Annotated in this window: 23 protein-coding genes; 15 read left to right on the top strand and 8 right to left on the bottom strand. The window is 57.0% G+C overall.

From position 1 onward, the window contains the following. The first annotated feature begins 43 nt into the window (after nt 1-43). The 12 genes from B8991_RS14190 (at nt 44) to B8991_RS14135 (ending at nt 14,053) form a co-directional block, all read left to right on the top strand. Nucleotides 44-1,105, top strand: coding sequence for an aromatic/alkene monooxygenase hydroxylase subunit beta (locus B8991_RS14190; RefSeq protein WP_084353651.1), 1,062 nt, complete (start codon nt 44-46; stop codon nt 1,103-1,105). A gap of 22 nt (nt 1,106-1,127) precedes the next feature. Continuing rightward, nucleotides 1,128-1,502, top strand: a complete 375-nt coding sequence (locus B8991_RS14185) for an MmoB/DmpM family protein (RefSeq protein WP_084353650.1) — start codon at nt 1,128-1,130, stop codon at nt 1,500-1,502. Nucleotides 1,503-1,587: 85 nt separating this feature from the next. Next, nucleotides 1,588-2,613, top strand: coding sequence for an amidohydrolase family protein (locus B8991_RS14180; protein ID WP_084353649.1), 1,026 nt, complete (start codon nt 1,588-1,590; stop codon nt 2,611-2,613). A 4-nt stretch (nt 2,614-2,617) separates the two neighbouring features. Next, on the top strand, nt 2,618-3,421 hold the full coding sequence (locus tag B8991_RS14175) for an iron-sulfur cluster assembly protein (protein ID WP_084353648.1): 804 nt from the start codon (nt 2,618-2,620) through the stop codon (nt 3,419-3,421). Between the two features lie 65 nt (nt 3,422-3,486). After that, complete coding sequence (gene groEL / locus B8991_RS14170) at nt 3,487-5,118, top strand: chaperonin GroEL (RefSeq protein ID WP_084353670.1); 1,632 nt, start codon at nt 3,487-3,489, stop codon at nt 5,116-5,118. A 103-nt stretch (nt 5,119-5,221) separates the two neighbouring features. Continuing rightward, nucleotides 5,222-6,265 carry an NAD(P)-dependent alcohol dehydrogenase gene (locus tag B8991_RS14165; RefSeq protein WP_084353647.1) on the top strand — a complete coding sequence of 348 codons (1,044 nt, stop codon included), beginning with the start codon at nt 5,222-5,224 and terminating at the stop codon, nt 6,263-6,265. Nucleotides 6,266-6,387: 122 nt separating this feature from the next. Continuing rightward, nucleotides 6,388-6,783, top strand: a complete 396-nt coding sequence (locus B8991_RS14160; RefSeq protein ID WP_084353646.1) for a VOC family protein — start codon at nt 6,388-6,390, stop codon at nt 6,781-6,783. Between the two features lie 49 nt (nt 6,784-6,832). Continuing rightward, nucleotides 6,833-7,336 carry a Twin-arginine translocation pathway signal gene (locus B8991_RS14155; RefSeq protein ID WP_412780902.1) on the top strand — a complete coding sequence of 168 codons (504 nt, stop codon included), beginning with the start codon at nt 6,833-6,835 and terminating at the stop codon, nt 7,334-7,336. A gap of 12 nt (nt 7,337-7,348) precedes the next feature. Further along, nucleotides 7,349-8,920, top strand: a complete 1,572-nt coding sequence (locus tag B8991_RS14150) for a GMC family oxidoreductase (RefSeq protein ID WP_084353644.1) — start codon at nt 7,349-7,351, stop codon at nt 8,918-8,920. Between the two features lie 110 nt (nt 8,921-9,030). Then, nucleotides 9,031-11,247: a catalase/peroxidase HPI gene (katG, locus tag B8991_RS14145; RefSeq protein WP_084353643.1), complete on the top strand. Its 2,217-nt coding sequence runs from the start codon at nt 9,031-9,033 to the stop codon at nt 11,245-11,247. A 246-nt stretch (nt 11,248-11,493) separates the two neighbouring features. After that, nucleotides 11,494-11,985 carry a hypothetical protein gene (locus B8991_RS14140; RefSeq protein ID WP_084353642.1) on the top strand — a complete coding sequence of 164 codons (492 nt, stop codon included), beginning with the start codon at nt 11,494-11,496 and terminating at the stop codon, nt 11,983-11,985. A 100-nt stretch (nt 11,986-12,085) separates the two neighbouring features. Then, nucleotides 12,086-14,053, top strand: a complete 1,968-nt coding sequence (locus B8991_RS14135) for a sigma-54-dependent Fis family transcriptional regulator (RefSeq protein WP_235866635.1) — start codon at nt 12,086-12,088, stop codon at nt 14,051-14,053. 58 nt (nt 14,054-14,111) lie between these two features. Here the strand turns inward: B8991_RS14135 and B8991_RS14130 are convergent, their stop codons facing one another. The 8 genes from B8991_RS14130 to B8991_RS21145 form a co-directional block, all read right to left on the bottom strand. Further along, nucleotides 14,112-15,140: a YeiH family protein gene (locus tag B8991_RS14130; RefSeq protein ID WP_235866634.1), complete on the bottom strand. Its 1,029-nt coding sequence runs from the start codon at nt 15,138-15,140 to the stop codon at nt 14,112-14,114. Nucleotides 15,141-15,293: 153 nt separating this feature from the next. Then, complete coding sequence (locus tag B8991_RS14125) at nt 15,294-16,034, bottom strand: maleate cis-trans isomerase family protein (RefSeq protein WP_084353640.1); 741 nt, start codon at nt 16,032-16,034, stop codon at nt 15,294-15,296. Between the two features lie 23 nt (nt 16,035-16,057). Next, nucleotides 16,058-17,425 (bottom strand): amidase, encoded by a 1,368-nt coding sequence (locus B8991_RS14120; RefSeq protein WP_084353639.1) that lies wholly within the window; start codon nt 17,423-17,425, stop codon nt 16,058-16,060. Between the two features lie 23 nt (nt 17,426-17,448). Further along, a complete protein-coding gene (locus B8991_RS14115; RefSeq protein ID WP_084353638.1) occupies nt 17,449-18,492 on the bottom strand; it encodes a 2,5-dihydroxypyridine 5,6-dioxygenase NicX family protein in 1,044 nt (347 codons plus the stop codon). Between the two features lie 51 nt (nt 18,493-18,543). After that, nucleotides 18,544-19,857: a TRAP transporter large permease gene (locus tag B8991_RS14110; RefSeq protein ID WP_084353637.1), complete on the bottom strand. Its 1,314-nt coding sequence runs from the start codon at nt 19,855-19,857 to the stop codon at nt 18,544-18,546. Nucleotides 19,858-19,861: 4 nt separating this feature from the next. After that, nucleotides 19,862-20,353, bottom strand: coding sequence for a TRAP transporter small permease (locus B8991_RS14105; RefSeq protein ID WP_084353636.1), 492 nt, complete (start codon nt 20,351-20,353; stop codon nt 19,862-19,864). 93 nt (nt 20,354-20,446) lie between these two features. Next, a complete protein-coding gene (gene dctP / locus B8991_RS14100) occupies nt 20,447-21,448 on the bottom strand; it encodes a TRAP transporter substrate-binding protein DctP (RefSeq protein WP_084353635.1) in 1,002 nt (333 codons plus the stop codon). A gap of 132 nt (nt 21,449-21,580) precedes the next feature. Continuing rightward, entirely contained in the window at nt 21,581-21,811 is a 231-nt protein-coding gene (locus tag B8991_RS21145; RefSeq protein ID WP_143514609.1) for a hypothetical protein, read from the bottom strand. On the opposite strand from B8991_RS21145, the gene B8991_RS14095 reads away from it, so the two are divergent. From B8991_RS14095 to B8991_RS14085, 3 genes are read left to right on the top strand one after another with little or no spacing between them, the layout of a single operon-like run. Continuing rightward, nucleotides 21,798-22,958, top strand: coding sequence for an FAD-dependent monooxygenase (locus B8991_RS14095; RefSeq protein ID WP_084353634.1), 1,161 nt, complete (start codon nt 21,798-21,800; stop codon nt 22,956-22,958). The genes B8991_RS21145 and B8991_RS14095 overlap by 14 nt on opposite strands. A gap of 3 nt (nt 22,959-22,961) precedes the next feature. Continuing rightward, complete coding sequence (locus B8991_RS14090; protein WP_218673229.1) at nt 22,962-23,774, top strand: SDR family NAD(P)-dependent oxidoreductase; 813 nt, start codon at nt 22,962-22,964, stop codon at nt 23,772-23,774. 20 nt (nt 23,775-23,794) lie between these two features. Then, nucleotides 23,795-24,631 (top strand): amidohydrolase family protein, encoded by an 837-nt coding sequence (locus tag B8991_RS14085; RefSeq protein WP_143514608.1) that lies wholly within the window; start codon nt 23,795-23,797, stop codon nt 24,629-24,631.

The raw sequence follows: 24,631 nt of genomic DNA, 5'->3' as shown, positions 1-24,631 counted from the left end.
GCCTGAACGCTAGTGACGTGATACCAACCAAAGGGAGGCTACAATGGTAGCAACATCCAGCTCTATCGGATCCGGGGCCGCAGGTTCCGCACAATTCGTCGGCTCGAACAGTCGCAAGTACAACTACTTTGAACCGCGCGGGAAACGCGCGACGCACTACGAAGATGTGACTGTCGACGTGCAACCAGATCCCGAACGCTACCTGATCCAGGATTGGATCATCGAATTCGAAGGTGGCAAGGGCGGCGGCGCATATACCAAAGACAGCACCGCAGCCAAGTCGAGCAACTGGCACGCGTTCCGCGCCCCTGATCAGGAATGGGAGCGGACCCACTATCAGCGTCAGTCCAAGATCGAAACCATGGTGCAGCACGTCATCACCAATGCCCGCAAAGCAGGTGCCCACAAGTCCTTTGACAAGGTCTGGCAGACGGTTCTGCAAAAGCATCTGGGTGCCTGGAAGCATGCGGAATTCGGCCTTGGCACCTCGCTCATGCAGGCGCAGCGCTATGGCTTCACGCAGATGATCAACAACGCCACGTTGACCAACTCGTCCTACAAGATGCGTCTGGCACAGGACATCACGTTGTATCTGGCCGAAATCGGCATGGACATTGATGGCTGGAACGACGACCTGGGCAAGACGACCTGGCTGGAAGATCCGATCTGGCAGCCGACGCGCGAGGCGATCGAGACGATCATGGGCTCGGAGGATTACCTCGAGCAGTATTTCGCGATCAACATCGTGTTCGAGCCGCTGGTGGGGGAACTGCTCCGCTCGGGCTTCTTCATGCAGGCGGCGGCGGCCAACAATGACTTCATCACGCCGCCGGTGATTTCGGCTGCCGAGGCGGACTACGAGCGCAATCTCGCGAATACGGTTGACCTGATCTACCTGCTCGCCAACGACGAAGAGTACGGTGCTCAGAACAAGACGCTGTTCAAGTCATGGCTGAAAAAGCACGGCGATCTCGCGCACAAGGCCGCCGCCGCGTTGCAGCCGATCTGGTCGCAACCGCATTCCAAGCCGGTTTCCTTCGAGGACGTCAAAGCCGTCTCGCAAGAGCGCATCGGTCAGATCGTCGCCGAGCTGGGTCTCGAGTAAACCTCTGAAAAGGAATTGAATTATGTCTAGCATTGCGCGTGACTCATCCAACCAGAACATCTTCAAGTCGATGAAGGACATCGACCTGACCTCGCGCGAGGTCTCCCACCAGTGCGGAGTCACCATGAACGACAGCGTCGAGGCTCGTGCCATCGCAGAGTTCATGGAGGAAAACGATCCCAAGGTGACGATTACCTACAACCCGGCGACCATCCGCATCGACGGCGAGGGCAAGCTGATCTTCCAGATGAGCGAGATCACCGAATTCCTGGGGCGCGAGATGACCGCCGAGACCTTCGAGGTCAACACTTCGACCCACTATGGCCGGATGGTTCGGGTCGATGACGATACCGTTATCCTGTTCGGCGACATGAACGAGGTCATGGAATACATCTGATCTGCCTTTGAACACGTCCGGGGCCTGCGCCGCAAAGGCCCCGGACATCCGACAGGATACTCAGCGAAAAGCAAGGGAGGACACCATGTTCAAAACACCCGATGGAAGAGAGATCTTCGTTCTCGACAGCCATGTCCATTATTGGGACGCCAGCCCGGAAAATCAAACCAACGTGCAAGGCAGGCAATTCATTGATTGTTTCTATGCGTATCACACCAATCTCAGCCCCGAAGATCAGCTTTGGGAAAAGGCAAAATTCGAGAAGTACAGCGAAGAGGACATCTACCGCGATCTTTTCGTCGATGGGCCTGACGATATGGCAATCGTCCAGTCGACCTATCTGAAGGAATTCTACAACAACGGCTTCTCGTCGATCGAGCGCAGCACGTCGATGGCGGAACGCCATCCTGAACGGTTCATCGTCAACGGCTCTTTCGATCCCCGCGATGGTGAAAAGGCGCTGGAATACATCCACTACATGAAAGAAACGTTCGATATCAAGGGCGTGAAAATGTACACGGCCGAGTGGAATGGCGACAGTAAAGGCTGGGCGCTGAATGATCCGGCGGCCTACAAATGCTTTGAACTGTGCGAAAAGCTGGGCATCAAGAACGTCCATGTCCACAAAGGTCCAACAATCAGGCCGCTGTCGAAAGATGCGTTTGACGTTCACGATGTAGATCACGCTGCGACTGATTTCGTAAATCTTAACTGGATCATCGAACATTGCGGTCTGCCGCGGCTGGACGATTTCTGCTGGATCGCGACGCAGGAGACGAATGTCTACGCGGGTCTTGCCGTCGCGATGCCGTTCATCCACTCGCGTCCGCGTTACTTTGGCGAGGTGATGGCAGAATTGTTGTGGTGGGTCGGCGAAGACAAGCTGCTTTTCGGCTCGGACTACGCGATCTGGACCCCGCAATGGCTGGTTGAGCAATTCTGGGACTACCAGATCCCCGAAGACATCTCGGCAGAGCGTGGTGGCGTGCAGCTGACAGACGAGGTGAAGGAAAAGATCCTCGGTCTCAATGCGGCAAAGCTCTATGACATTGATGTTGCGCAAAAGCGGGCCCAACTGGCCGGTGTCCCCGTTCAAATTGCGGCGGAGTGATCCGATGTTGGTCGCCAATCTTATGGCGGAACTGGAAATGGATGTCTGGAACCGTCTCGACGCAGTGACCGATCCTGAACTCGACGAGCCCATCACCGATATGGGGTTCGTCGAGAGGGTCGAGGTGACGGATGCGAAAATGGTGCGGGTCGAGTTCCGGCTTCCGACCTACTGGTGTTCGCCCAATTTTGCGTTCCTCATGGCGTTTGGAATTCGCCAGGAGGTGATGTCGCTGCCTTGGGTGGTCGAAGCCACGGTGCAACTCAATGATCACTGCTTCAATGACCAGGTCAACGACGGGGTCAACAGTGGTCGAAGCTACCATGACATCTTTGCCGAAAACTGTGACGGTGCCGATCTGGATGAGGTGGTGATGAAATTCCTGGCAAAGGCGTTCGACCGTCGACAGGAAACCGTGCTTCTGGGCTTGCAGGGTCTTGGGCTTGCCCCGGCTGACATCGTTTCGATGACGCTGGGTACGCTTCGGCAGATTCCGTTCCGCGGCGAAGAAGAGCTTCGGCAATTGCCGAGGTATCTTGAGCTGCTTGCGTCGCAAGGTCTTGCGAAAAACTCGGGCGATCTGGCCTTCCCGACTTGGGACGGGAAGCCGCTTGAGACCGGTAACCTGTCGGATCATCTGGCCCGCCTGCGAAGTACCCGGATCAATATGGAGTTCAACGGAGCTCTGTGCCGTGGGCTTGCCAAGACACGCTACAAGGAAGTCGAGATTGGGCCCGACGGACCCACATTGGTTGATTTCATAGCGGGGCATGTGCCGCCAAGGGAAGAGACAACCGCCAACAGTTAAGTAACTGGAAAAGCGAAAATTTTGGGATGACGCCCAGGAAAGTCCCTGGGCCGAAGGAGGAAGATATGGCTAAACTCATGGTACATGGCAATGTTGCCAGAAATTGTCTTGCACGCGGTGTCGCGCGACTTTCAGCGGCAGTGGAACCCACGCTGGGACCGAAGGGCCTGAACGCGATGGTGGACCGCCCGGTGGGCACGCCTTTGGTCACCCGTGACGGGGTCAGCATCGCCTCAGAGATTGAGTTGAATGACCGGTTCGAAAACATGGGCGCACAGGTTGTCCGTGAAGTGTCGATGCAAACCAACGATGTGGCCGGAGACGGGACAACCACGGCAATCGTTCTGGCAAATGCACTGATCCAGCGTGGTGTCGATCTGACCGATAGCGGCGTCAAGCCGGTTGACCTGTGTAAGGGGATAGATCTGGCTGTAAGCCGCGTTGTGGATGCGATCGATGCCTCGTCGCGCAGTTGCGACGACCATCCTGAATATCTTGAGGCGGTCGCGCGCGTGTCGTCGACCGATCCGAAGCTGGGCGAATTGGTGGCAGAGGCCTTCCGTCGCGTTGGTCGGGACGGTGTGATCTCTGCCGATTTTGGCGTCACGATCGAGACGACGATGGAAGTCGTCGAAGGCATGTCATTTGAGCGCGGCTACATCTCGCATCACATGGTCACGGACCGCGAGAACATGGAAGCCATCCTGCGTAAGCCGCTGATCCTTCTGACGGATCAGAAAATCCTCAAGCCGGAGTTGCTCGATAACGCGGTCGCAATTGCGGAGAGCGAAAATCGCCCTCTGTTGATCGTGGCAGAAGAGATCGCCCCCGAAGTGGTCATCAAGCTTCTGGAAAACGGCGGGGCGGGCAAATATCTGATCGTTCACCCGCCGGAATACGGTCATTGGCGGACTGCAATGATGGACGATCTCGCGATCCTGACCGGCGGCGAAGTCTTGGCCCGCGACCTTGGCAAGAAGATCGAGAATGTCACGAGGGAACAGCTCGGCGGAGCCGAAATGGTTCGCTCGCACGCGTCCGGAACGTCGGTTCTGCGCGGTGAAGGTGAACCGGATGCCATCGTGGCGCGGCGCAATCAGGTGCAGCGACAGCACGATGCGGCACCGCCGAATATCGACAAGGACAAGCTGCGCGAACGGTTGTCCAAACTGACCGGTGGCAGCGCGATCATCTATGCTGGCGGGTTCACCCCGGTGGAACAGAAGCGGACGATCCAGCTGATCGAGGATGCGCTGTGCGCCGTGCAAGCAGCGGCAGAGGATGGCGTGGTTGCAGGTGGAGGAACAGCGCTGGCGCAAATCGGATCCTGTCTCGACAACCTTGATGCGCTGGGGGATGTCGCCAAGGGTATCCAGCTTGTCCGGTCTATCCTGAGCGAGCCGGTGCGCCGGATTTCGCGGAATGCAGGCGCAGACGTGGCGGCCGTTGCCCAGGCGGTGGCCGAAGGTGCAGCGGGTCACGGGTTTAATGCCGCCGCAGGAACATTTGGCGACATGTACGAGGCGGGCATAATCGACCCGGCCCGCGTGCCTGCAAGTGCGTTGGTCAACGCGGCGTCAGTGGCGACACTGATCCTGACCACCGAGACCCTCGTGGCAGACCTGAATGAAGGTGAGGCCGATCCGACCGAAGGCCCCGCCCGGGGCGGCGGCGCAGAGCTGCTGGGGCGTGCCTGACCCGGTGTTTAACAGTACATTGGTCGGCCTTTCGGGGCCGGCCAGTCCAGACAGCGTGGCCAAGTCGAACAGATAGGCCCGATCAGACGCAGGGAATGAGAAAATGAAAGCAGCCAGATTATACGAATACGATCCCGACATGAATGTGGAGCTGAAGATTGAGAATGTTCCTCCCCCCACAATCACGGCTCCCGATGAGGTGATCGTCAAGGTCGGTGCGGCGGGCCTCTGCCGCACCGATCTGCACATTATCGAAGGTGTCTGGAAAGACATTATGGATACCGAAGGCAACCTGCTACCCTATGTGATGGGGCATGAAAACGCGGGTTGGATCGAAGATGTCGGCAGCGCCGTAACCTCGGTCAAACCGGGCGATGCGGTGATCTGTCATCCGTTCCGAAGCTGTGGCATCTGCCTAGATTGCAGGTACGGACATGACATGTATTGCGATCACGGGCAGTTCCCCGGCCTTGGAATTGACGGTGGTTTTGCCGAGTATTTCAAGACCAACGAAAGCTCGCTCATCAAGCTCAATACCGGGATCACGCCGCTTGAGGTTGCCCCGATGGCCGATGCCGGCATCACAGCGTATCGCGCTGCCAAAAAGGCGGCGAAACTGCTGAATCCGGGTGGCTATGTGATGATACTGGGCGTCGGTGGCCTAGGACATATTGCGCTACAGGTGCTGAAAGAGACCTGTGGGGCGCGGATCATCGCGGTGGACCGTGAACCTGCGGCCCAAGTGTTGGCCAAGGAGCTTGGTGCCGACATCGTGCTGGACGGCGGTCCCAACCTTATCGAAGAGATCAAGGAACTGACTGGCGGCGGCGTGCATGTTGCGATCGATTTTGTCGGTGAACACGGCACCGAAAATACCTGCTGGAAATTGCTCAGACAGGGCGGAGAGCTGATCATGGTCGGTTACGGCGGAACCATTGAGGTGCCGACGCTGGAACTGGTTGCCAATGAGATCAAGATCGGCGGCAGCCTCGTAGGTGATTTTGTCGAGCTTGTCGAACTGATGGAGTTGAACGCAGACGGAAAGGTGAAGATGCACCAGACCGAATACAGCCTCGCGAACATAAATCAGGCGATTTCGGACTTTAAAGATCGCAAATTTACAGGACGCGGGGTTATCGTTCCCTAGGATTCCGCTGTGGTCGCGCGGTGCATCGACGGTCTGTCGGCCATGTCTGATGCACACGCCCTGGGGCGGATCTTTTCCAGCGCGCCACAAGGCGCCGATGTCTAAAACTTCAGAGGACCAATATGGCCAAAGCAATTCATTCCATGATCCGTGTGCTTGATGAAGAACGTTCGGTGGCTTTCTACCGCGAGGCTTTTGGCCTCGGGGTTGCCGAACGGATCGATTTCGACGGTTTCACACTGGTCTACCTGTCCAACGACGAAGCCGCGTTCGAACTTGAACTGACGATAAACAAGGACACGACAGAGCCTTATGATCTGGGCAACGGCTACGGGCATCTTGCGTTCAGCGTCGAGGATGTTGACGCCGAACATGCCCGCTTTGAGGCCGCGGGCTTCGCGCCGCGAAAGCTCGTGGACCTCAAGAAAGACGGCAAAAAACTTGCCCGCTTTTTCTTTGTGAAAGACCCCGATGGCTACGAAATCGAGGTTTTGCAGCGGGCGGGTCGATACCAGTAAACGCTAACCAAAAATAAGGGAGGATATCATGTCAATTCGAAAGCAAGCCATGACGCGACGCCAGCTGCTGTCAAAAAGCGCGATGTTCGGTGCCAGTTTCGCAATCGGGAGCGGCTTCGTGGCGGGCCAAGCCACGGCCGCCAACTGGGCAGTTGAAGTCGAACACCTGAAGCCCGAAACGATGGCCACGCTGATCCAACTGGCGCGGGACATCTATCCGCATGATCAGGTTTCGGATGAATACTATGCCGTTGCCGTCAAAGGATATGACAGCGCCGACGCCGCTGAAGGGATCGAGGTCGGCATCGCCGAGCTGAACGAAGCGGCCAAGGGCATCGGATTTGCCAACTACATTGATGTCGGCTGGGAACGCGACCGCGTTGATCTGCTGCGCGGCATGGAAGACAGCGCGTTCTTCCAGCAAATCCGCGGCGGGCTGGTGACCGGTCTTTATAACCAAAAGGCGATCTGGCCGATTTTCGGCTACGAGGGCGAAAGCTTTTCCAAGGGCGGTTACATCGACCGCGGCTTTGACGACATCAATTGGCTTTGAGGGGGACACGCTATGAGTGCACCATTTGACATGAATGACGACAACGTGGTTGTTATCATCGGAACCGGCGCCGGCGGCGGCGTTCTTGCCAACGAGCTTGCCCAAAAGGGCGTTTCAGTCGTCGCGTTGGAAGCGGGCGGGCGCTATATGCCCGAGGATTATATCAACGACGAATGGGACAGTTTCGGCCAGCTTGCCTGGACCGATCCGCGCACCACATCCGGTGATTGGCGCGTGGCCAAGGATTTCTCTGGCCTGCCGGCCTGGATCGTCAAGGCGGTTGGCGGCACCACGACCCATTGGGCGGGCGCGTCGCTACGGTTTCAGGATCACGAATGGAAACCCCGCACGACGTATGGCGATATAGAAGGCGCGAACCTTCTGGATTGGCCAATCGACCCGCGCGAGATGGACGATTATTATACCAAAGCCGAAGACAAGCTGGGCGTGACCCGCACCGGCGGCCGCGCTGGCCTGCCGGGCAGCAACAACTACAAGGTTTTCGAGAAAGGTGCCAAGGCGCTGGGGTATGAAGAAGTCCATACCGGACGTATGGCGATCAACTCTGCCGATAATGACGATCGGTTGGCGTGCCAGCAGACGGGGTTTTGTTTTCAGGGGTGTAAATGGGGTGCCAAGTGGTCCTCAGCCTATACCGACATTCCCCGAGGCGAAGCGACGGGAAATCTGGAAGTGCGGGATCGCTGCCACGTCATGCGGATCGAGCATAACGAGCAGGGCAAGGTCACAAGCGTTGTCTATGTGGATGCAGATGGCAATCAACAAGAGCAACGGGCGCGGGTGGTCTGTGTCGCAGGCAACTCGATTGAAAGCCCGCGGTTGCTGTTGAATTCGGCCTCTTCGATGTTCCCTGACGGGCTTGCCAACAGCTCGGGGCAGGTGGGTCGCAACTATATGCGCCATGTGACCGGGTCGGTTTACGCGGTCTTCGATCAGCCGGTGCGTATGTGGCGTGGCACGACAATGGCGGGCATCATTCAGGACGAAGCCAAGAATGATCCATCGCGCGGATTTGTCGGCGGGTACGAGCTTGAAACACTGTCGCTTGGCCTGCCGTTCATGGCGGCGTTCCTTGACCCCGGTGCATGGGGGCGCGAATTTACCACGGCGCTGGATCACTATGAAAACATGGCCGGAATGTGGATCGTCGGTGAAGACATGCCGCAGGAAACCAACCGCATTACGCTGAACCCGGATGTGACCGACCAGCACGGGTTGGCCGTCGCAGATGTGCATTTCGACGATCACCCCAACGATGTCGCGATGCGCAATCACGCCTATAAGCAGGGTATAGCGGTCTACGAAGCGGTCGGCGCCACGCGGGTTTTTCCGACGCCGCCCTATCCGTCGACGCATAATCTGGGCACCAATCGAATGTCGGAAGACCCGCGTGACGGGGTGGTCAACCGCCACGGACAAACGCACGATATTTCCAATCTGTTTGTGTCCGATGGCAGCCAGTTCACCAGTGGTGCTGCGGAAAACCCGACGCTGACGATTGTGGCTTTGGCAATCCGGCAGGCTGACTTCATCGCGGCTGAATTAAGCAAGAACACTCTCTGAAAAGAGCGCTTTGACAAGAATTCCGGCATCCCGCGCGGCGGGATGCCCAACCTTGCCCCGCAATTGGGCAGGGTCGAGATACCTATTTTCCGAACGAGGGAGCAAAAACAATGGACGGAAATGATTTGCGTGGGGCGAGCGGTTGCCCCGTCATGCACGGTGCCACGAATGTTTCGGGGCGCAACAACCGCGACTGGTGGCCAAACCAGTTGAACCTGCGAATCCTGCATCAACACCCACCGTCATCCGATCCAATGCCCGCCGGATTTGACTATGCCGAGGCATTCAGGGGGCTTGATCTTGACGCGGTGAAGGCCGATCTGACCGCGCTGATGACGGACAGCAAGGACTGGTGGCCCGCAGATTACGGCCATTACGGGCCGCTTTTCATTCGCATGGCCTGGCACAGCGCCGGCACATATCGCACGGCTGATGGACGCGGCGGGGCATCAACCGGGAACCAAAGGTTCGCGCCCCTGAATTCCTGGCCGGACAATGGCAATCTTGACAAGGCACGGCGTCTGCTTTGGCCGATAAAGGAAAAATACGGAAACGCGATTTCCTGGGCTGACCTTTTGATTCTTGCGGGCAACGTGGCCATCGAAAGCATGGGCGGCAAGACGTTTGGCTTCGCCGGAGGACGTGCGGATATCTGGGCACCCGAAGAGGACATCTACTGGGGTGCCGAAGTCGAATGGCTGGCCCCATCCGATAATCCGAACAGCCGCTATTCCGGCGAACGTGAGTTGGAAAACCCGTTGGCTGCCGTGCAAATGGGACTGATCTACGTCAATCCGGAAGGCCCTGACGGCAATCCCGATCCACTGGCATCGGGCCGTGACATCCGCGACACGTTTGGCCGGATGGCGATGAATGACGAAGAGACCGTCGCACTGGTTGCGGGTGGGCATACTTTTGGCAAAGCGCACGGCGCTGGGGATCCCGGACTTGTCGGTGCAGAACCCGAAGCATGCGGCCTACAGGACATGGGCTTGGGCTGGACGAACAGTCACAAGTCGGGCAGGGGTGTGGACACCACCACCTCCGGCATAGAAGGCCCGTGGACGGCCAATCCGATCAAGTGGGACAACGGCTATTTCGATGTGCTCTTCGGGTATGACTGGGCGCTGACCAAGAGCCCCGCCGGGGCACATATCTGGCACGCAAAGGGACTGTCGGACGATGATCATGCGCCGCAGGTCGATGGATCGGCCGAAACCGTGCCGGTGATGATGACCACCGCGGACATGGCGATGAAGATGGACCCGATCTATGGCCCGATCTCCAAACGATTCCATGAAAACCCTGCTGAATTTGCCGACGCGTTTGCAAGGGCATGGTTCAAGCTGACGCATCGCGATATGGGGCCGAAAGACCGCTATTTGGGCAAGGAGGTGCCGAGCGAAGACTTGATTTGGCAGGATCCGGTTCCGCCCGTGGATCACCCCTTGATTGACGACAAGGATATCGCAGTTCTGAAGAAGGAGTTGCTTGGCTCGGGCTTATCGGTGGCGGATCTGGTCTGGGTGGCATGGTCGTCGGCCTCAACTTACCGAGGGTCGGACAAACGGGGTGGCGCAAACGGCGCGCGCATCCGGCTTGCACCGCAAAAGGACTGGGAGGCCAATGATCCCACGCGGCTTGCACGGGTTCTGGACAGGTTGAACGGCATTGTATCGGCGTTCAACGGTGGGGCATCCGGGGGCAAAAAGGTTTCCTTGGCCGATCTGATCGTGCTGGGTGGCAGTGCCGGGATCGAACAGGCGGCACGGGCGGCCGGACAGGATGTCACGGTGCCTTTTGTGCCCGGACGGACCGACGCCAGCGCCGACCAGACCGATGCGGATTCCTTCGATCCGATGGAGCCTTTGGCCGACGGTTTCCGCAACTTCGAAAAGGCGGCCTATACTGTTCCGGCCGAGGCGCTTCTTGTCGATAAAGCGCAGCTTTTGGGACTTAGCGCGCCAGAAATGACGGCTCTTGTCGGTGGTATGCGCAGCATCGGGGCAACCCATGCCCCAACTCAGACCGGAGTTCTGACCGATCGTCCAGGTACGCTTAGCACCGATTTTTTTGTCGAACTCCTTGATATGACAATGGAATGGGTGCCTGCGGATGCCGAAGAGCGTCTATTCGAAGGTCGTGACCGGGCAACGGGGAACAAAAGATATACCGGATCGCGCGTTGATCTGGTCTTTGGCTCCAACTCGCAATTGCGCGCTTTGGCGGAAGTCTATGCCAGCCGTGGAAACGAGCGGCTCTTCATCGATGATTTTATAGCCGCCTGGACCAAGGTGATGAACGCCGATCGGTTTGATCTGCACTGAAACAAGAGCGCATGATGTCTGCGTAGACGCCGTCATAATATTGAAATAATCGTAGGCCGGTTCTCCGGCCTCGATTGCATAGGTTTACCTAGTACGCTGAATTATAATTTAAAAACAAACGTGTATGTCGTGGGCGCAACGGGCCTGAGTTCGAAGTTTGACACAAAACAGAACAACCTACTCGACCTATTAATAATAGAAATCGAGGGACTTTATTGGTAGGTTCTGCATCGGGAGGAGATCCAAGTGGACATTTTTTCAAAGCGGGATGGTCCGCGTTTAGAAGACGTGAAGGCCAAACGCATCATGTCTGAAAACGCGGGTACGATCCGTAAACTGGCGGACCAACTTACCAATGGCGGCTATTCAAGAAATCAGGCCGAGCAGGCGCGACGAAAAGAGCCCCCAAAGCCGGATGGCCTGATCATACATGATCTCAAAGCAAGGCCGAGTGTGGACGCGCCAGTGCCCTATGTCAAAATCAGCGTGAACAATCGCGTGGTGCTGGTGGACAAATCTACCGCGCGCCAGCTTGAGATGCTGGGTGAAGTTCGCGGCAATTACCTGACAAAAACATTCGTTCTGGCCACAAAGGAAAACGGTTTTTTTACGCCCGTCAGCGACGAAATTCTTGCTTTGATTGGCCATCTCGATCATCGAGAACTCTCTGCCGAGTTCACGACGGACGATCTTGCGGCGGCTCTGGAGGCTGTGCTTGTCCCGGAAGGTGCTGTCTAAGCACCTCTCTTCACTTTCAATGAAGTGAATCAGAAGGATAATTTTCCTCGGCCAAGGTACAGGACTGGCAGCCTATGTCGAAAAGCAAGAGGGTCAAACATTGTCTAAAAACTCCAGCTATTCGGATTCCTACACACGAGAGGCTTGGGAACGTTTCGTTTCTTCAAGCGAGGACGGTGACGAACGACCCCCCGCGGTTCGTGATGAAATTCTCGATTCCTGGAAGCGCAGCAGACAGCTGGGTGTCGCTGTCGAGGGCCCGGCCTCGCACAAAATCCTGGACGAGAACCAACTTTACCTGCGTCGCGAACGGAACGCTGCGTTGCGACAGGCGGCCTCGGCCGCGTTCAAACGGCTTGAACCGCATCTGACAGAAGCCAGAACCATTCTGATTCTTGCAGATGATCAGGGTGTGATCATTGATGCAATTGGCGACGAAGAGGTGCTGGATGAGGGGCAGGGCATTCACCTGGAAATTGGTGGTGACTGGAATGAGAACATAATCGGAACCAACGGCATTGGCACTGTGCTGAAGACCGGTAAACCGACCTATGTTCATGCGTCCGAACACTTTGTGGCAGGCGTGCAATCGTGGACCTGTGCGGGCGCGCCGATCTACGATCCACTTACGCAAGCAATTATCGGGGTGGTGGATCTTTCGGGGCCACCGCAGATTTTCAGACAGCATAATGTGGCCCTGGTACTGGCGACCGCGCGCGAAATCGAGATCGCGCTGGCTGAACAGAGGCAGGTTGAACGTACGCAGTTGCTCGAAGCCTTTATCATGTCGAACCACAGCCGCGCCCATGACAGCGTCATTCTGGTGGATCAGACAGGACGGGTGTTGTTCCGTCGGGGGCTGGAAACCGATGTGCTACGGCGCACTAAAGAACTGTCAGTCGGTCACAAGCTCTTGCCGAAACTAGAAGGATTGTCAGATCAGGAAATTCCGAATTTCCTGCCTCTGAGTATTGAAACGCAGGGCATCGAGAGACTGAATCTCGAAGGTGTCTTTCGGGGGGTGGCTGTTTTCTTGAAAGATGGGGCGAAGCTCCAGAAAGGCCCCAACGAGGCCTACAAGATCAAGCCGCGCATCAACGTTTCAGAGGTTCAGTCTCAGATCGTCGGTTCTTCGCCCAAGATGGTCGATGCGATCAGCCTTGCGGAACGTGCTGCGATGGCCAACGTGTCGGTTCTGATCCATGGTGAAACCGGGGTCGGGAAAGAACTGTTTGCCCGCCTGATCCACAGTCAACTTCCGGGGGCGGCTGCCCCCTATGTACCAGTCAACTGTGCTGCAATTTCGAGCGATCTGATCGGCGCAGAGTTGTTTGGCTATGTTGATGGTGCCTTTACCGGTGCCGCGCGCGGCGGTCGCGCCGGTAAATTCGAACTTGCCAACAAAGGCGTTCTTTGTCTTGACGAAGTTGGCGATATGCCAATCGAGCTTCAGCCCTATCTGCTGCGGGCCTTGGAACAGCGCGCGATCTACCGGGTCGGGGACAGTCAAAGGCGTCCAGTCGACGTCCGGTTGGTTGCGATGACCAACCGCAACTTGCGCACTGAAATCGAGAAGGGAAATTTTCGGCGCGATCTGTTCTACCGTATAAGCCTGATGACCATCGAAGTGCCTCCCCTTCGTGAACGTGGCAATGATATTCTGGAGCTTGTCCACCACTTTTCAGAGCATTTTTCCGAACAGACTGGACAGCCTCCGATGGTCTTTACCGATAAGGTGCTTGAGTTGCTGGCCGGGTATCAATGGCCCGGCAACGTCCGGGAGTTGCGAAATGTCATGCACCGTTTCTATCTGATTAAGACCGACAACGTCGTGACAGAGCGCGACCTTCCTCCGGAGATCCTCGACGATTTCGAGAACGATGACGAGGACGCATTGGAACACATCCTTCGCGGCCATTCCGGAGATCTGGAGAGCATTGAGGCCAGCGCCATTCGGCGGACGATCATTTCCGAGAACGGCAACCTGACCAAGGTTGCGCATGTCTTGGGAATTTCCCGGCCGACCCTATACCGCAAGATGAAGCGGTATCATATTCGAAAGAACTGAGCTGGATATCTTACGAGAGCATCCGGCGTTGGATCATCAAACTCGGCGGGATTAACCTTCAATCAATAAAATAGCTACTGAACACGGTTGCGCCAACAAGAAGGAACAAAGTTTCGGAAATGAGAATGAAGAAAAGATAAGGTTGAACATTCAAGACTGCCCTCAGGTTCGATCGCACGCCAATTGCAGAAATTGCCGCCACCATCATCCATTGTGACATGGCCGACAGAAACTGAACCACAGATTCGGGTATATCAAAAACCGATCTTACGATTGCCAGAAACACAAAGGCGAGAAGAAACCATGGAAAGGCCAACTTACCGGTCTGGCTGTTACGGAACCAAAAATGAACTGCGATCAGGATCAGGGGCAACATGGCAACACGCAGCATCTTGACCACGGTGGCGGCGATGCCGACTTCGTCGTTTATGGAGTAGCCCGCACCCACAACCTGCGCGACGTCATGAATTGTAGCTCCAAGGAGAAACCCAGTCTGGACATCGCTGTAGCCGAGAGCCTGAAACAGGACCGGATATAGCACCATGGCCATGGTTGACAGGACGGTGACAGTGATGACCACTAGAACGGTATCCTTATCCCGACTTGGATGCCTCGGTAGAACGGAAGAAAGCGCCAGCGCGGCAGACGCGCCGCAAATTGCTACCGAGCCGCCGGACAGAATGCCAAAGACCGCTTTACGACCGAACAGATATGAAAGCGCCACTCCGCACAGGATGGTTGTCATAACTAGCGCGACTATGCCGCCCACTGACGCGATTCCCAGCGCCTGCACCTGACTGAGCCCCAACTGCGCCCCCAAGAGGCCGACCCCGATACGCAGCACGGTCCTCGCCGAGAAGGACAAGCCGGGTTCGAGTGCGGGGACGTCCGACAAAAAACCCAACGACAGACCAATGAGCAGGGCAAACAGCATTTTCGGAACACCGTAATGCTCTGACAGGAACGTCGATGCCGCCGCGATCAAAAGTGCGACAGCAATGCCTTTCCATATTTCCGCAGTTGGGAAAACAGCTGTCCAGCCGAACATTCTGTTGGAATCGCGCAGCGAGGGCTGTTGGTTGGTCATATTGGATCCATAGTTCGAGGGCGTACCGTCCACGGCATTCGGGCAGTTGCAGCGGCCTGTTAAGACCGGTCGCGCCGGTCCCGGCGCCGACCGTTGTTGACTGGATTATTCACGCAATACTCTGATCGGCTTTGCATCCGGCCAGTTGTGATATCAGGAAAGAATCGCGCCCGCATTCGGAGCCGTTGGATCTAGCCCAAGCGATTTCAGCATGAAATGCGTCGTACAGGCCGCTGCCGAGACACTGGGCAACCCGTATTTCGCTTCTATTAGCGGCAGCGATGCGAGCGATGGCATCTGAACGCATGCAGACGCCACGATCACATCAACGTTTGCGGTCTTCAGACCTGCCGCGATCTCTGCAGGCGCAGCCGGATCGCGACGGCCGACCTCAATATTATCGGGTATTTCCAGCGCGATGGAATCCTCAACCTCGATACCCTGATCTTCGATGTAGTCGATCACCAATTGTGCCAACGGCTTCATATACGGGCAGATAAGCGCAATTTTTTTGGCACCCATCTCATGCAGCCCATCGACGAGCGCCCCAGCGCTGGTAATAACGGGGGCGGGCGCGCCGTTGTCCACGGTCACCCGGTGGAGCCTGTCCTGCGATGTCAGGTGGTATCCCTTGCCCATCGACATGATCGCCACCAGGCAGGCATATCCCAGCACATCAACCTTGGCATCCGAAAGCTCAAGCGCGCAGCGGTCACTGTCCGCATCCATGGCCGCAAGCTCTTCCTTTGTCACTTTTTTCATGCGCATCCGGCTGGAATGAAGGGTAAAACGGTCCGGCAGGATCGCTTCACGCGCACGCAGCATTGCGGGGATCTCGGTCTCCATGGTGGTGTTTGAGCTGGGCACGATCTGGCCGATGCGGTAAGTGGTCATTGTTATTCTCCAGTGTCATATCTTCAGGGTTTGAGGCCCAATACGTCGAGTATCCATCGTGCATATGCGAACAGCTCTCTGTCCTTCCGCGGGTAACCGATAAGCTGAATTCCAAGCGGCATGCCTTCCGCCTCCAGCAACGGCAGGCTAATGGCCGGAGCCCCGAGGACAGAGGAGTTCACCGCATAAATGGGATCGCCGGTCCAGTCGTGGCCCTTGGGTGCCGGACCGGGGGCAGACAGTGTGATGAGGGCCGTAAACTCGTCGCTGAGCGCCTCATGCGCGGCGCGCATTGCCTGTCGTTTATCCAGAAGTACCGCGTACTGATCGGCGGAAATCTTTTCCCAATCCGATAGCCGCGCCGATATGTTCTGACTTAACGAGTCGGGATCGCGTCTGTGATAATACTTGAGAGGCCATAGAGATTCATAGCCGCAGATGTCATTCGTCACGTCCAGCGCAGGCGTCATCAGCCGCTCGAAACCTTCCAGCCGAGGGCTGTTCTGGCGCCCGGCAATCGGAATGTCTGCCGAGGACAGCGTCTGGATCAAGGCATCGAATTTCGCTTGAATGTCCGGCGATGTCTTGTCCCACCCCGCGCTATCGAACCGGGCAAGGCGTCCCGGACGCGCAGACTCCGGCAATGCGACGTCACCGGTCAGGCCCACATATCCCGGATCGCCGCCACAGAATTTCGTTGCAACGCGTGCGGCGACCCAAGCATCGGTCAGCGTCGCCGCATGTGTGCCAAGCGAAGTCTGGCTGAGATTGGAATAGGCACCTTCACGGTTGATCGCGCCAAAAGAAGGCTTGAAGCCGTAATTCGCGTTGTAGCTGGATGGCCGGATCAGCGAGCCTACGACTTGGCTGCCGATGGCCACAGGCACAAACCCCGCACCAACAGCCGCGCCTGATCCACTTGATGAACCGCCCGGAGTGCGGCCGAGATCGAACGGATTCCGCGTTGGGCCAGGATTGTAGAATGCAAATTCAGTGGTGACTGTCTTGCCAAGAATGATTGCGCCCGCCTTTCTCAGGCCCGCGATCAAAGCGCTATCGCGCCCGGTGTGGTTATCCTTGAATATTGAACTGCCGCATTTGGTCGGCATATCCTCGGTTTCGAACAAGTCCTTGATACCGAAGGGCATCCCGTCAATTTCCGAAAGCGGAGCGCCGGCGGCGTAGCGCGCCGTCGACGCATCAGCCGCCGCCCGCGCCCCATCGATATTCAGCGTTACAAAGGCGCGCACATCGCCCTCGCGCCGATCGATTTCATCAAGACACCGGTCGAGATAGGCGCGCGGCGTATCGCTTCCGTCCAGAAAGCGCTCGACATGCATGTAGAAGCCCCGCAGGCGCGTAGCCTGCGGATTATATGTTTCGGATATCATGAGATACGTCCTTTTGAGGAAGATCAGCCGTAGATCGGAGTTAGCTTCTTGAAGGCTTCAAGCATCTGCGCATTCCCGACAAAGACACCGTCGTCCAGAATTTGTTCGCCATCGATCCAGAGCGATTGCATCCCAATCACGGTGTCGGGGTGGTTTTCGCCACCGCCGGGTTCCCAGAACGGTACGCCAAGCCCGATCGCGTTGTAGCCAATCACTCGCTGATCCTCGATGAAACACTGGCCGGTGTAGCGCGCTGTGGGGTGAAATCCACAAGTGAAGTGAACCACATGGCCCAGATTACCGTCGCCAGCCCGTTCCAGAGCCCGCATCATCACCTTGTTTTCGGGGCCGCCGCCAACCACTTCTTTGACATCGCCATCAAGGATCAGCGTCATTGGCTCGAATCCGGTAACATAGTATTCGTGGAGCACGTCGCTGGTAACGAACTGGCCCTGTACGGTCTCTATCTCGGGAAGGAACACTACCGTACCGGGGACAAAGTAGCCGCCCGGCTTGTTGGCCTTGGACAGGGCAAACCCGTTGGTCGGTGCCAGCGTAAAGGTCAAGTCCGTGCCAGCCGCCGTCGTCACGCGCCCGGTCTTGCCCACGGACTTTTCGATCAGCCCGGAGAATATGTCCCCAAATTCAAACAGGGCGTCCAGATCGGCACCGCCGAAGATACGCACGATTTCATCCGCGCCGATATCGGCGGCCAGCACATAGCGTGTACGCCCGTTTTTCATCGCCTCGTCATGAGCATGGCATCCCGCCATGTACGGCATGCACAGGTCGATCCAGGCATCGCAAGTGGTGACCGCGGCCTCAACCGTGTCAGACACGTAGGCATCGGCCAGCCCGCCCTGAAACGGCAATCGCGGTGCCAGGATCAGTGTCGAGACCTTCGCCCCGATCATATAGGCCGCGTCCTGAATGGCATTCACCGCTGTCAGGTCAGCGCCTGTATTGATGGTGATCAGAACGCTTTCGTCCTTCTTCACGCACATCATGTCACGCACGAATACCATCGCTGCACGGGCGAGTTTGGGTCCGACATCAGTATGAAGCATGGTAGGCTCCTTTCGGTTGAAAATTGGTGGAGGGAAGTATGGACGCTTTGGTCATCGTGCCAATTCAGGCAGGAAAAGCGCCAGTTGCGGAAAAGCGACGATCAGCACCACCAGCAGGATGGAACAGATCAAGAAGGGCAGCCCGGCCATGAAGATTTGCGAAAGGCGGAGCGATCCACCCGTGATCGAATGCATGACGTAAAGCGCCAGCCCCAGCGGCGGCGTCACTGCGCCGATCTCCAGTGAAATCATCATGATCACGCCGAAGGACACTTCGTTGAAGCCCAAGTCCTGCACGATGGGCAGAAGAATAGGGATCGTGAGCATCATGGTGGAGATTGCATCGAGAAACATGCCGGCAACCAGCAAGACAATGAAAATGACCGCAATCATCGTGTAGATGCCGAAATCGAACCCTGTTGCCCAATTCACAAGCCCATGGGTGGCACCGGAATAGGCGAAGACCTGCGAAAAAGTGGAGGCACCGACGATTACAAAGAAGATCATCACCGAAAAACGCAGGGATTCCGTCACCGCGCGAACCAACACGTCGATTGCGAAACAACGGTAGAACACCATCAGCACCAGGACAGCAAGCACACCGAACGCCGCGGATTCAGAAGGGGTGGCAATACCGGCGATGATGGTGCCGACCACGGCCACGATCACAAGCGACAGCGGTAGAACATCCGTTGTGAAGATGCGGAATTTTCGACCAATCGAGATTTTCTCAGCAGCGTAGTCCGGCGCACCTTCGGGATCGAGCTTTGTCATGATGAAGATTGCGACGGCATAAAACGTTGCCAGGAGAAGTCCGGGGATCAACCCCGCAAGCAGAAGCGAACCGACATCGATCCGCGCCAGACTACCCAGTAACACCATGAGGATCGACGGCGGGATCAGGATGGCAAGCCCCCCGGCCCCCAGCAACGGTCCGACGATAAACGCACTTTTGTAGCCGCGCCGCTCGCCCTCGGGCACCATAATCGATCCCAGCATCGCGGTGCTGGCCAGACTGGAACCGGACATCGCTGCCGTGACCGTCCCACCCGCGATGGTGATGTAGGACAGCCGCCCCTTGAAGTTTCCAAACAGCTTGTCGAGTGCGTCAAAAGCGCGTTTCGACAGGCCGGATCGAAAGAACAATTCGCCCATCATGATGAAAAGCGGAATTGGCACCAGCAAAAAGCTGTTGACGGAGGTCGCACCGTTGGCGACCAGCTGCGAGACTCCGCGCTCGCCACCCATGAACAAGTAAACTCCCACAATATTGGTGATCAGAAAGCCTATGGCGACGGGGAAACCAAGCGCCATCAGGAACAGGATCAATCCACACATCAGAAGGGCGGCAGAATACCATTCCATGATTTTAGCCTCCTAAAGCCACGGTTTCGTTGGATAGTGCCCCGGCACCGAACGCATCCCGAAGAAACTGGAGTGCGAGCAGAAAGAACCCTATGGGAAGCGGCGCGAAGCGAACCCAGCGCGGAGTCTCGATCGCGGAAACGTCGTAATATTCGATATTGGCATGTACGACGGTTGCGGATCTGTAGCTGAGATAGAGGCACACAATCGCGCAGATCAGAGCCACACACTGTGCCAACCTGCGACGAGGGACGCCACGCAGTTGGTCGGCGATAACCTCCACGTAAATGTGTCCACGCTCGCGTTGCAGCCAGGGAGCAGCAAGAAAGGTCGCATAGACGAGGAAAATTGCACTGTAGTCGTTCACCCAGACCGATGCCCCTATCCGCAGGACACGCAGGGCAGCGTCGTAGAAGATCAAAAGGGGGACCAGGGCGATCAGAATTCCTGCAATAATCGCCATAGCATTCAACAAGCCGTCAAAAAGCCGGATCATGCTCACTCTCTTTCGTGTGGGATGAAGGGAAATCTCAAAGGGACGGCTGACGCCAGGGTTCAGCCTGGCAGGCCGTCACTCGATGGAAGCGCGTTAACGCGTGAATGCAGCTTCGAGAGTATTGCGGTTCTCCGCACCCGAAGAGTCTTCCACCAGATCCCACAGTGCCTCGGTCGCTGACGCGAGATAGGCTGCGGCCGCCTCGCCCTGCAATTCGATATCCTGCATACCGGCGTCATGCAGTGCCGCGGTCTCGGCCTTCTGCAAGCCTATCATGTAGTCGTGCGCGATCAGCTCGTATTCTATCGCGATTTCGGTCAGTAGTTCTTGTGCTTCTGGCTCCAGCTTGGTCCAAGCCTCCTTGCCAACCAGCACCGACACATCGCCCTGCCAAAAGTTGGGCGTGATCCGGTAATTGGTATGATCCTGCCAGGAAAAATCCGTCAGCCCGATATCCAGCCAACCGAACCCGTCCACCCGGCCCCGCGACAGAGCCTCGTACAGCTCGGCGACTTCGACATTTATCGGCGTCGCATTCACATGCTTCATGATCGGATGCCACAGAAAGGGTGCCCGGACCCGCATGCCGGTCAGATCTATATCGCCATCCGCTGTCTGGGCAGGTTCCTTGTTAAGGTAGACATAAAACGTGTAGCCCGAGCCGAAATAGCCCAGATAGTGCAGGCCAATCTTGTCAAAGAACGGGCGCAACAGGTCAAAAGATCCGCGCTCACGAAGCTCCGCCGCTGTATAATCACTTAGGACCAGCGCGCGAGCCTCGGGAACACGCTGCTGGAACGCCGAGATCGTGCCATACCACATGTCATTCACGCCCAGATCGAGTGATCCGATTTGTTCCGACAGGGGCGTAACCTCGGGGCCGCCGACAATACGGATCTGGACCAACCCTTCACCGCGCCTGTTCACCTCTTCCACGAAATTCTGAAGCGGAACATGAAAGAATGACGTGGTCGGCCAGCCGGTGATAAGGCGCAGCGTCGTTTCCGCCGTTGCCGGGGCTCCCCCGGCGGCGAAGGCCGTCATAGCCAGCGCACTGACCGTCAAAAGCGTTCGAAAAGTGGTCTTGATCGTCATCTGGACTTTCTCCGTGTTGGGTGAGGGCCGCACCTTATCATAGATGCATGCGGTGCTTTGCACCCTTATATCCCTATGTTTTGTAAGTATTATTTTGCACCCTGACTTGCATTCTTGGGCGCTGGTATTGACCTATCTAACGAGCCCTCTCCGAAACAGTCCAGAAAATCTTCCTTCTGATAACATTTTTATATCAGTGGGATAATTTTCTTGAGTTTGAGCTTTTTCGCCTGCTTCTTCTCGCCACATGCGTTCGCCCAAAGATAGCGGCACACGCGCTTCAATTGCCGGACTCTGCACGCCGGAATGCGCTTTCTTCAGGCGCAAAACACAAAGAAGAGGTTGAAAAATGTCAAAAGCCAATTTGAAAATCGCCGTCGTAGGGGCCGGCCTTGGCGGTTCAACCGCAGCCGCTTTACTGCAACGACAGGGATTCGACACCACACTGTACGAGCAAGCCCCGGCATTCGGCCGTGTTGGCGCAGCCATCCACTTGGGCCCCAACCTGGTCAAGGTCCTTCGGATACTGGGACTGGAACAAAAATTCCTGAATACCAGTGTCGCGATGAAAAACTGGGTGAGCCGTAAGTGGGACACGGGCGAGACCCTGTTGGATTATGAGGTCGACGGCGAAAACCGGTTTGGCGCGCATTATCTGCAAGCGCATCGTGGCGACTTTCATGCCGCTGTCACCGGTGCCGTTGATCCTGAGACTGTTGTGTTCAACAAGAAACTCGTGGGCTACGAATTGAAGGACGGCAAGCCACTGCTGACCTTCGAGGACGGATCGACCGCAACACCCGACATCGTTATCGGCGCCGACGGGGTGAACTCCAAGCTGCGGACGATTCTCGCAGGGGCACCAAAGCCGGTCTTCATGAAACAGGTCGCGCATCGGTCGATTTTCCCGACCGAGCTTCTGGGCAAGCTGGGCGACCAAGAAACCGGTCTTTATACCAAGTGGTGGGGAGAGAAAGGCGAACACCGGATGGTGAACCACTATTTCTTCACCCCCGACCGCAAGGAGTTCTTCGTCTATACAAGCACCCCACGCGAAACCTGGGACTTCGAAGGGTCGTCGGCCCCCGCCGATATCGAGGGAATATTGCACGCCTTTGACGGCGCACATCCCGATCTTGTTCAGGTCGTCAAAGCCATGCCGCCGGAACGGTCGTCGATGTGGTCTCAGTTCATCTGCGAGCCGTTGGAGAAATGGACGCATGGTCCAATCGCGATGCTGGGCGACGCGGTTCATCCAATGCCTCCCTATCTGGGCCAGGGCGCGGCTATGGCGGTCGAGGACGGCGCGATGCTGGCCCGGTGCATTGGTGCCTTTCCGGACGATATCGATCACGCATTTCGCGTATACGAGGCCAACCGCATCGCGCGCACTGCAAAGGTACAATACACGGCGCGGAACCATGACATCTGGCTGCGCGACTTCGCTGATCCGGACTGGATCTTCGGTTACGACGCCTGGGACGGCCCTCTTGAAAAAGCGGTGGCCTGAGCCATGGCCAAAAAGAAACTTGAATTCAACGGCGATACGCTGCGCCGCATGACGGACCTGAGTGGTCAGACGGCAGTGGTCACCGGTGGCAGCGCCGGAATCGGCAAAGCCACGGCACGGCTTCTGGCAGAAGCCGGCGCGAATGTGGTGATCGTCAATCGCCGCGCCGAGGCAGGGCGCGCGGTGGCTGATGCGCTGGTCGCGGAAGGTCACAGCGCCGTTGCCATGGCCTGCGATGTTGGCGACGAGGAATCGATCCGGCGCCTTTTCGAGGACACCGCCGGACGCTTCGGCACGGTGGACATCCTGGTAAACAATGCCGGGATCATGCCCAAGACGCCCTTCACCGAAGTGACCGCCGAGGAATGGGACACGGTCCAGCGCGTCAACCTGCGCGGTGCCTTCCTGTGCATGCGCGAAGCCGCGCGCCTGATGCAGGACAACCCAGAGGGCGGGCGAATCGTAAATGTCTCATCCACCAGTTCGATGCATCCGGGTGTTATCGGCAATGCCGCCTATTGCGCGTCCAAGGGTGGCGTCAACATGTTGACTAAATCTGCGGCTTTCGACCTTGCGCCGGACAGTATCAACGTCAATGCGGTTCTTCCCGGGGGCACCGAAACCGAAGGCGTCGAAGAATTGCGCAAGGGTCCGACCGTTTTTGTCGGACCGAACACCGAGAAGCAGCGCTACCGCTTCGGTCGCCTGGCAGAACCGTTGGAGGTCGCCGCTGCGATCTTCTTCCTTGCCAGCCCTGCCGCCAATTACATCACCGGCCAGACACTTGTGGTCGATGGCGGTTTCCAAGTCGCGTGACGGTAAAAAAGGATTTTCCCATGAATATCATCGATTTCAGGGCACGGCCGACCACCAGGGAATTTGAATATGTCCAGACCAATCCCGCAATGATCGATGAGTTCGAGCGCATGGGTTTCAAACCCAAACCGCTCGGCTCGATCGAGGATTTCATCGCGACACTGGATGCTGCCGGCGTGACCCAGGCCGTCATACCTGCCCGGGATGCTGAAACCAACTGGGGCGAGAAAGTCTCTAACGACTACCTCGCTGAAATCGTGGGCAAGTATCCAGATCGCATCATCGGTTTTGCCGGGGCCGATCCGCTCAAGGGCCGGGCCGCGGTCGAAGAAATCGATCGCGCCATTCGCGAACTGGGTCTCTCGGGCGTCTCGCTTGATCCGTGTTTCGCCTTCATGGCACCGAATGATCGGCGTCTTTATCCGCTTTACGAGAAGTGCATCGAGTTGAACGTGCCGGTGATCCTGACCATCGGACCTTTGCCGATAAAGCCGCTGCGAATGGAACATGGTGATCCGATGACAGTGGACGCGCTGGCCACAGATCTTCCGGATCTGGACATTGTCTGTTCTCATGGCGGTTGGCCCTGGACCCAACAGATGATCGCGATCGCTATGCGCCATGACAATGTGTGGTTTGAAAACGCCGGCTATCACACAATGCCGGGAGCCGAGATGATCGTGCAGGCCGCCAATACGCTGATCCCCGACAAAGTGCTTTTTGCCACCGCCTATCCCGGTGGACAGTGCGACAGCCTGAAGGAAGAAGTAGAACAGTTCAAGAATCTCGGATACGCGCCAGATGTGCTGAAAAAGGTGTTTCACGACAACGCCAAAGCGCTGCTAACCCGCGATTAG

The sequence above is a fragment of the Primorskyibacter flagellatus genome (assembly GCF_900176485.1).
Classification (GTDB): domain Bacteria; phylum Pseudomonadota; class Alphaproteobacteria; order Rhodobacterales; family Rhodobacteraceae; genus Primorskyibacter; species Primorskyibacter flagellatus.
This window is presented reverse-complemented; position numbering and strand designations above follow the sequence as displayed.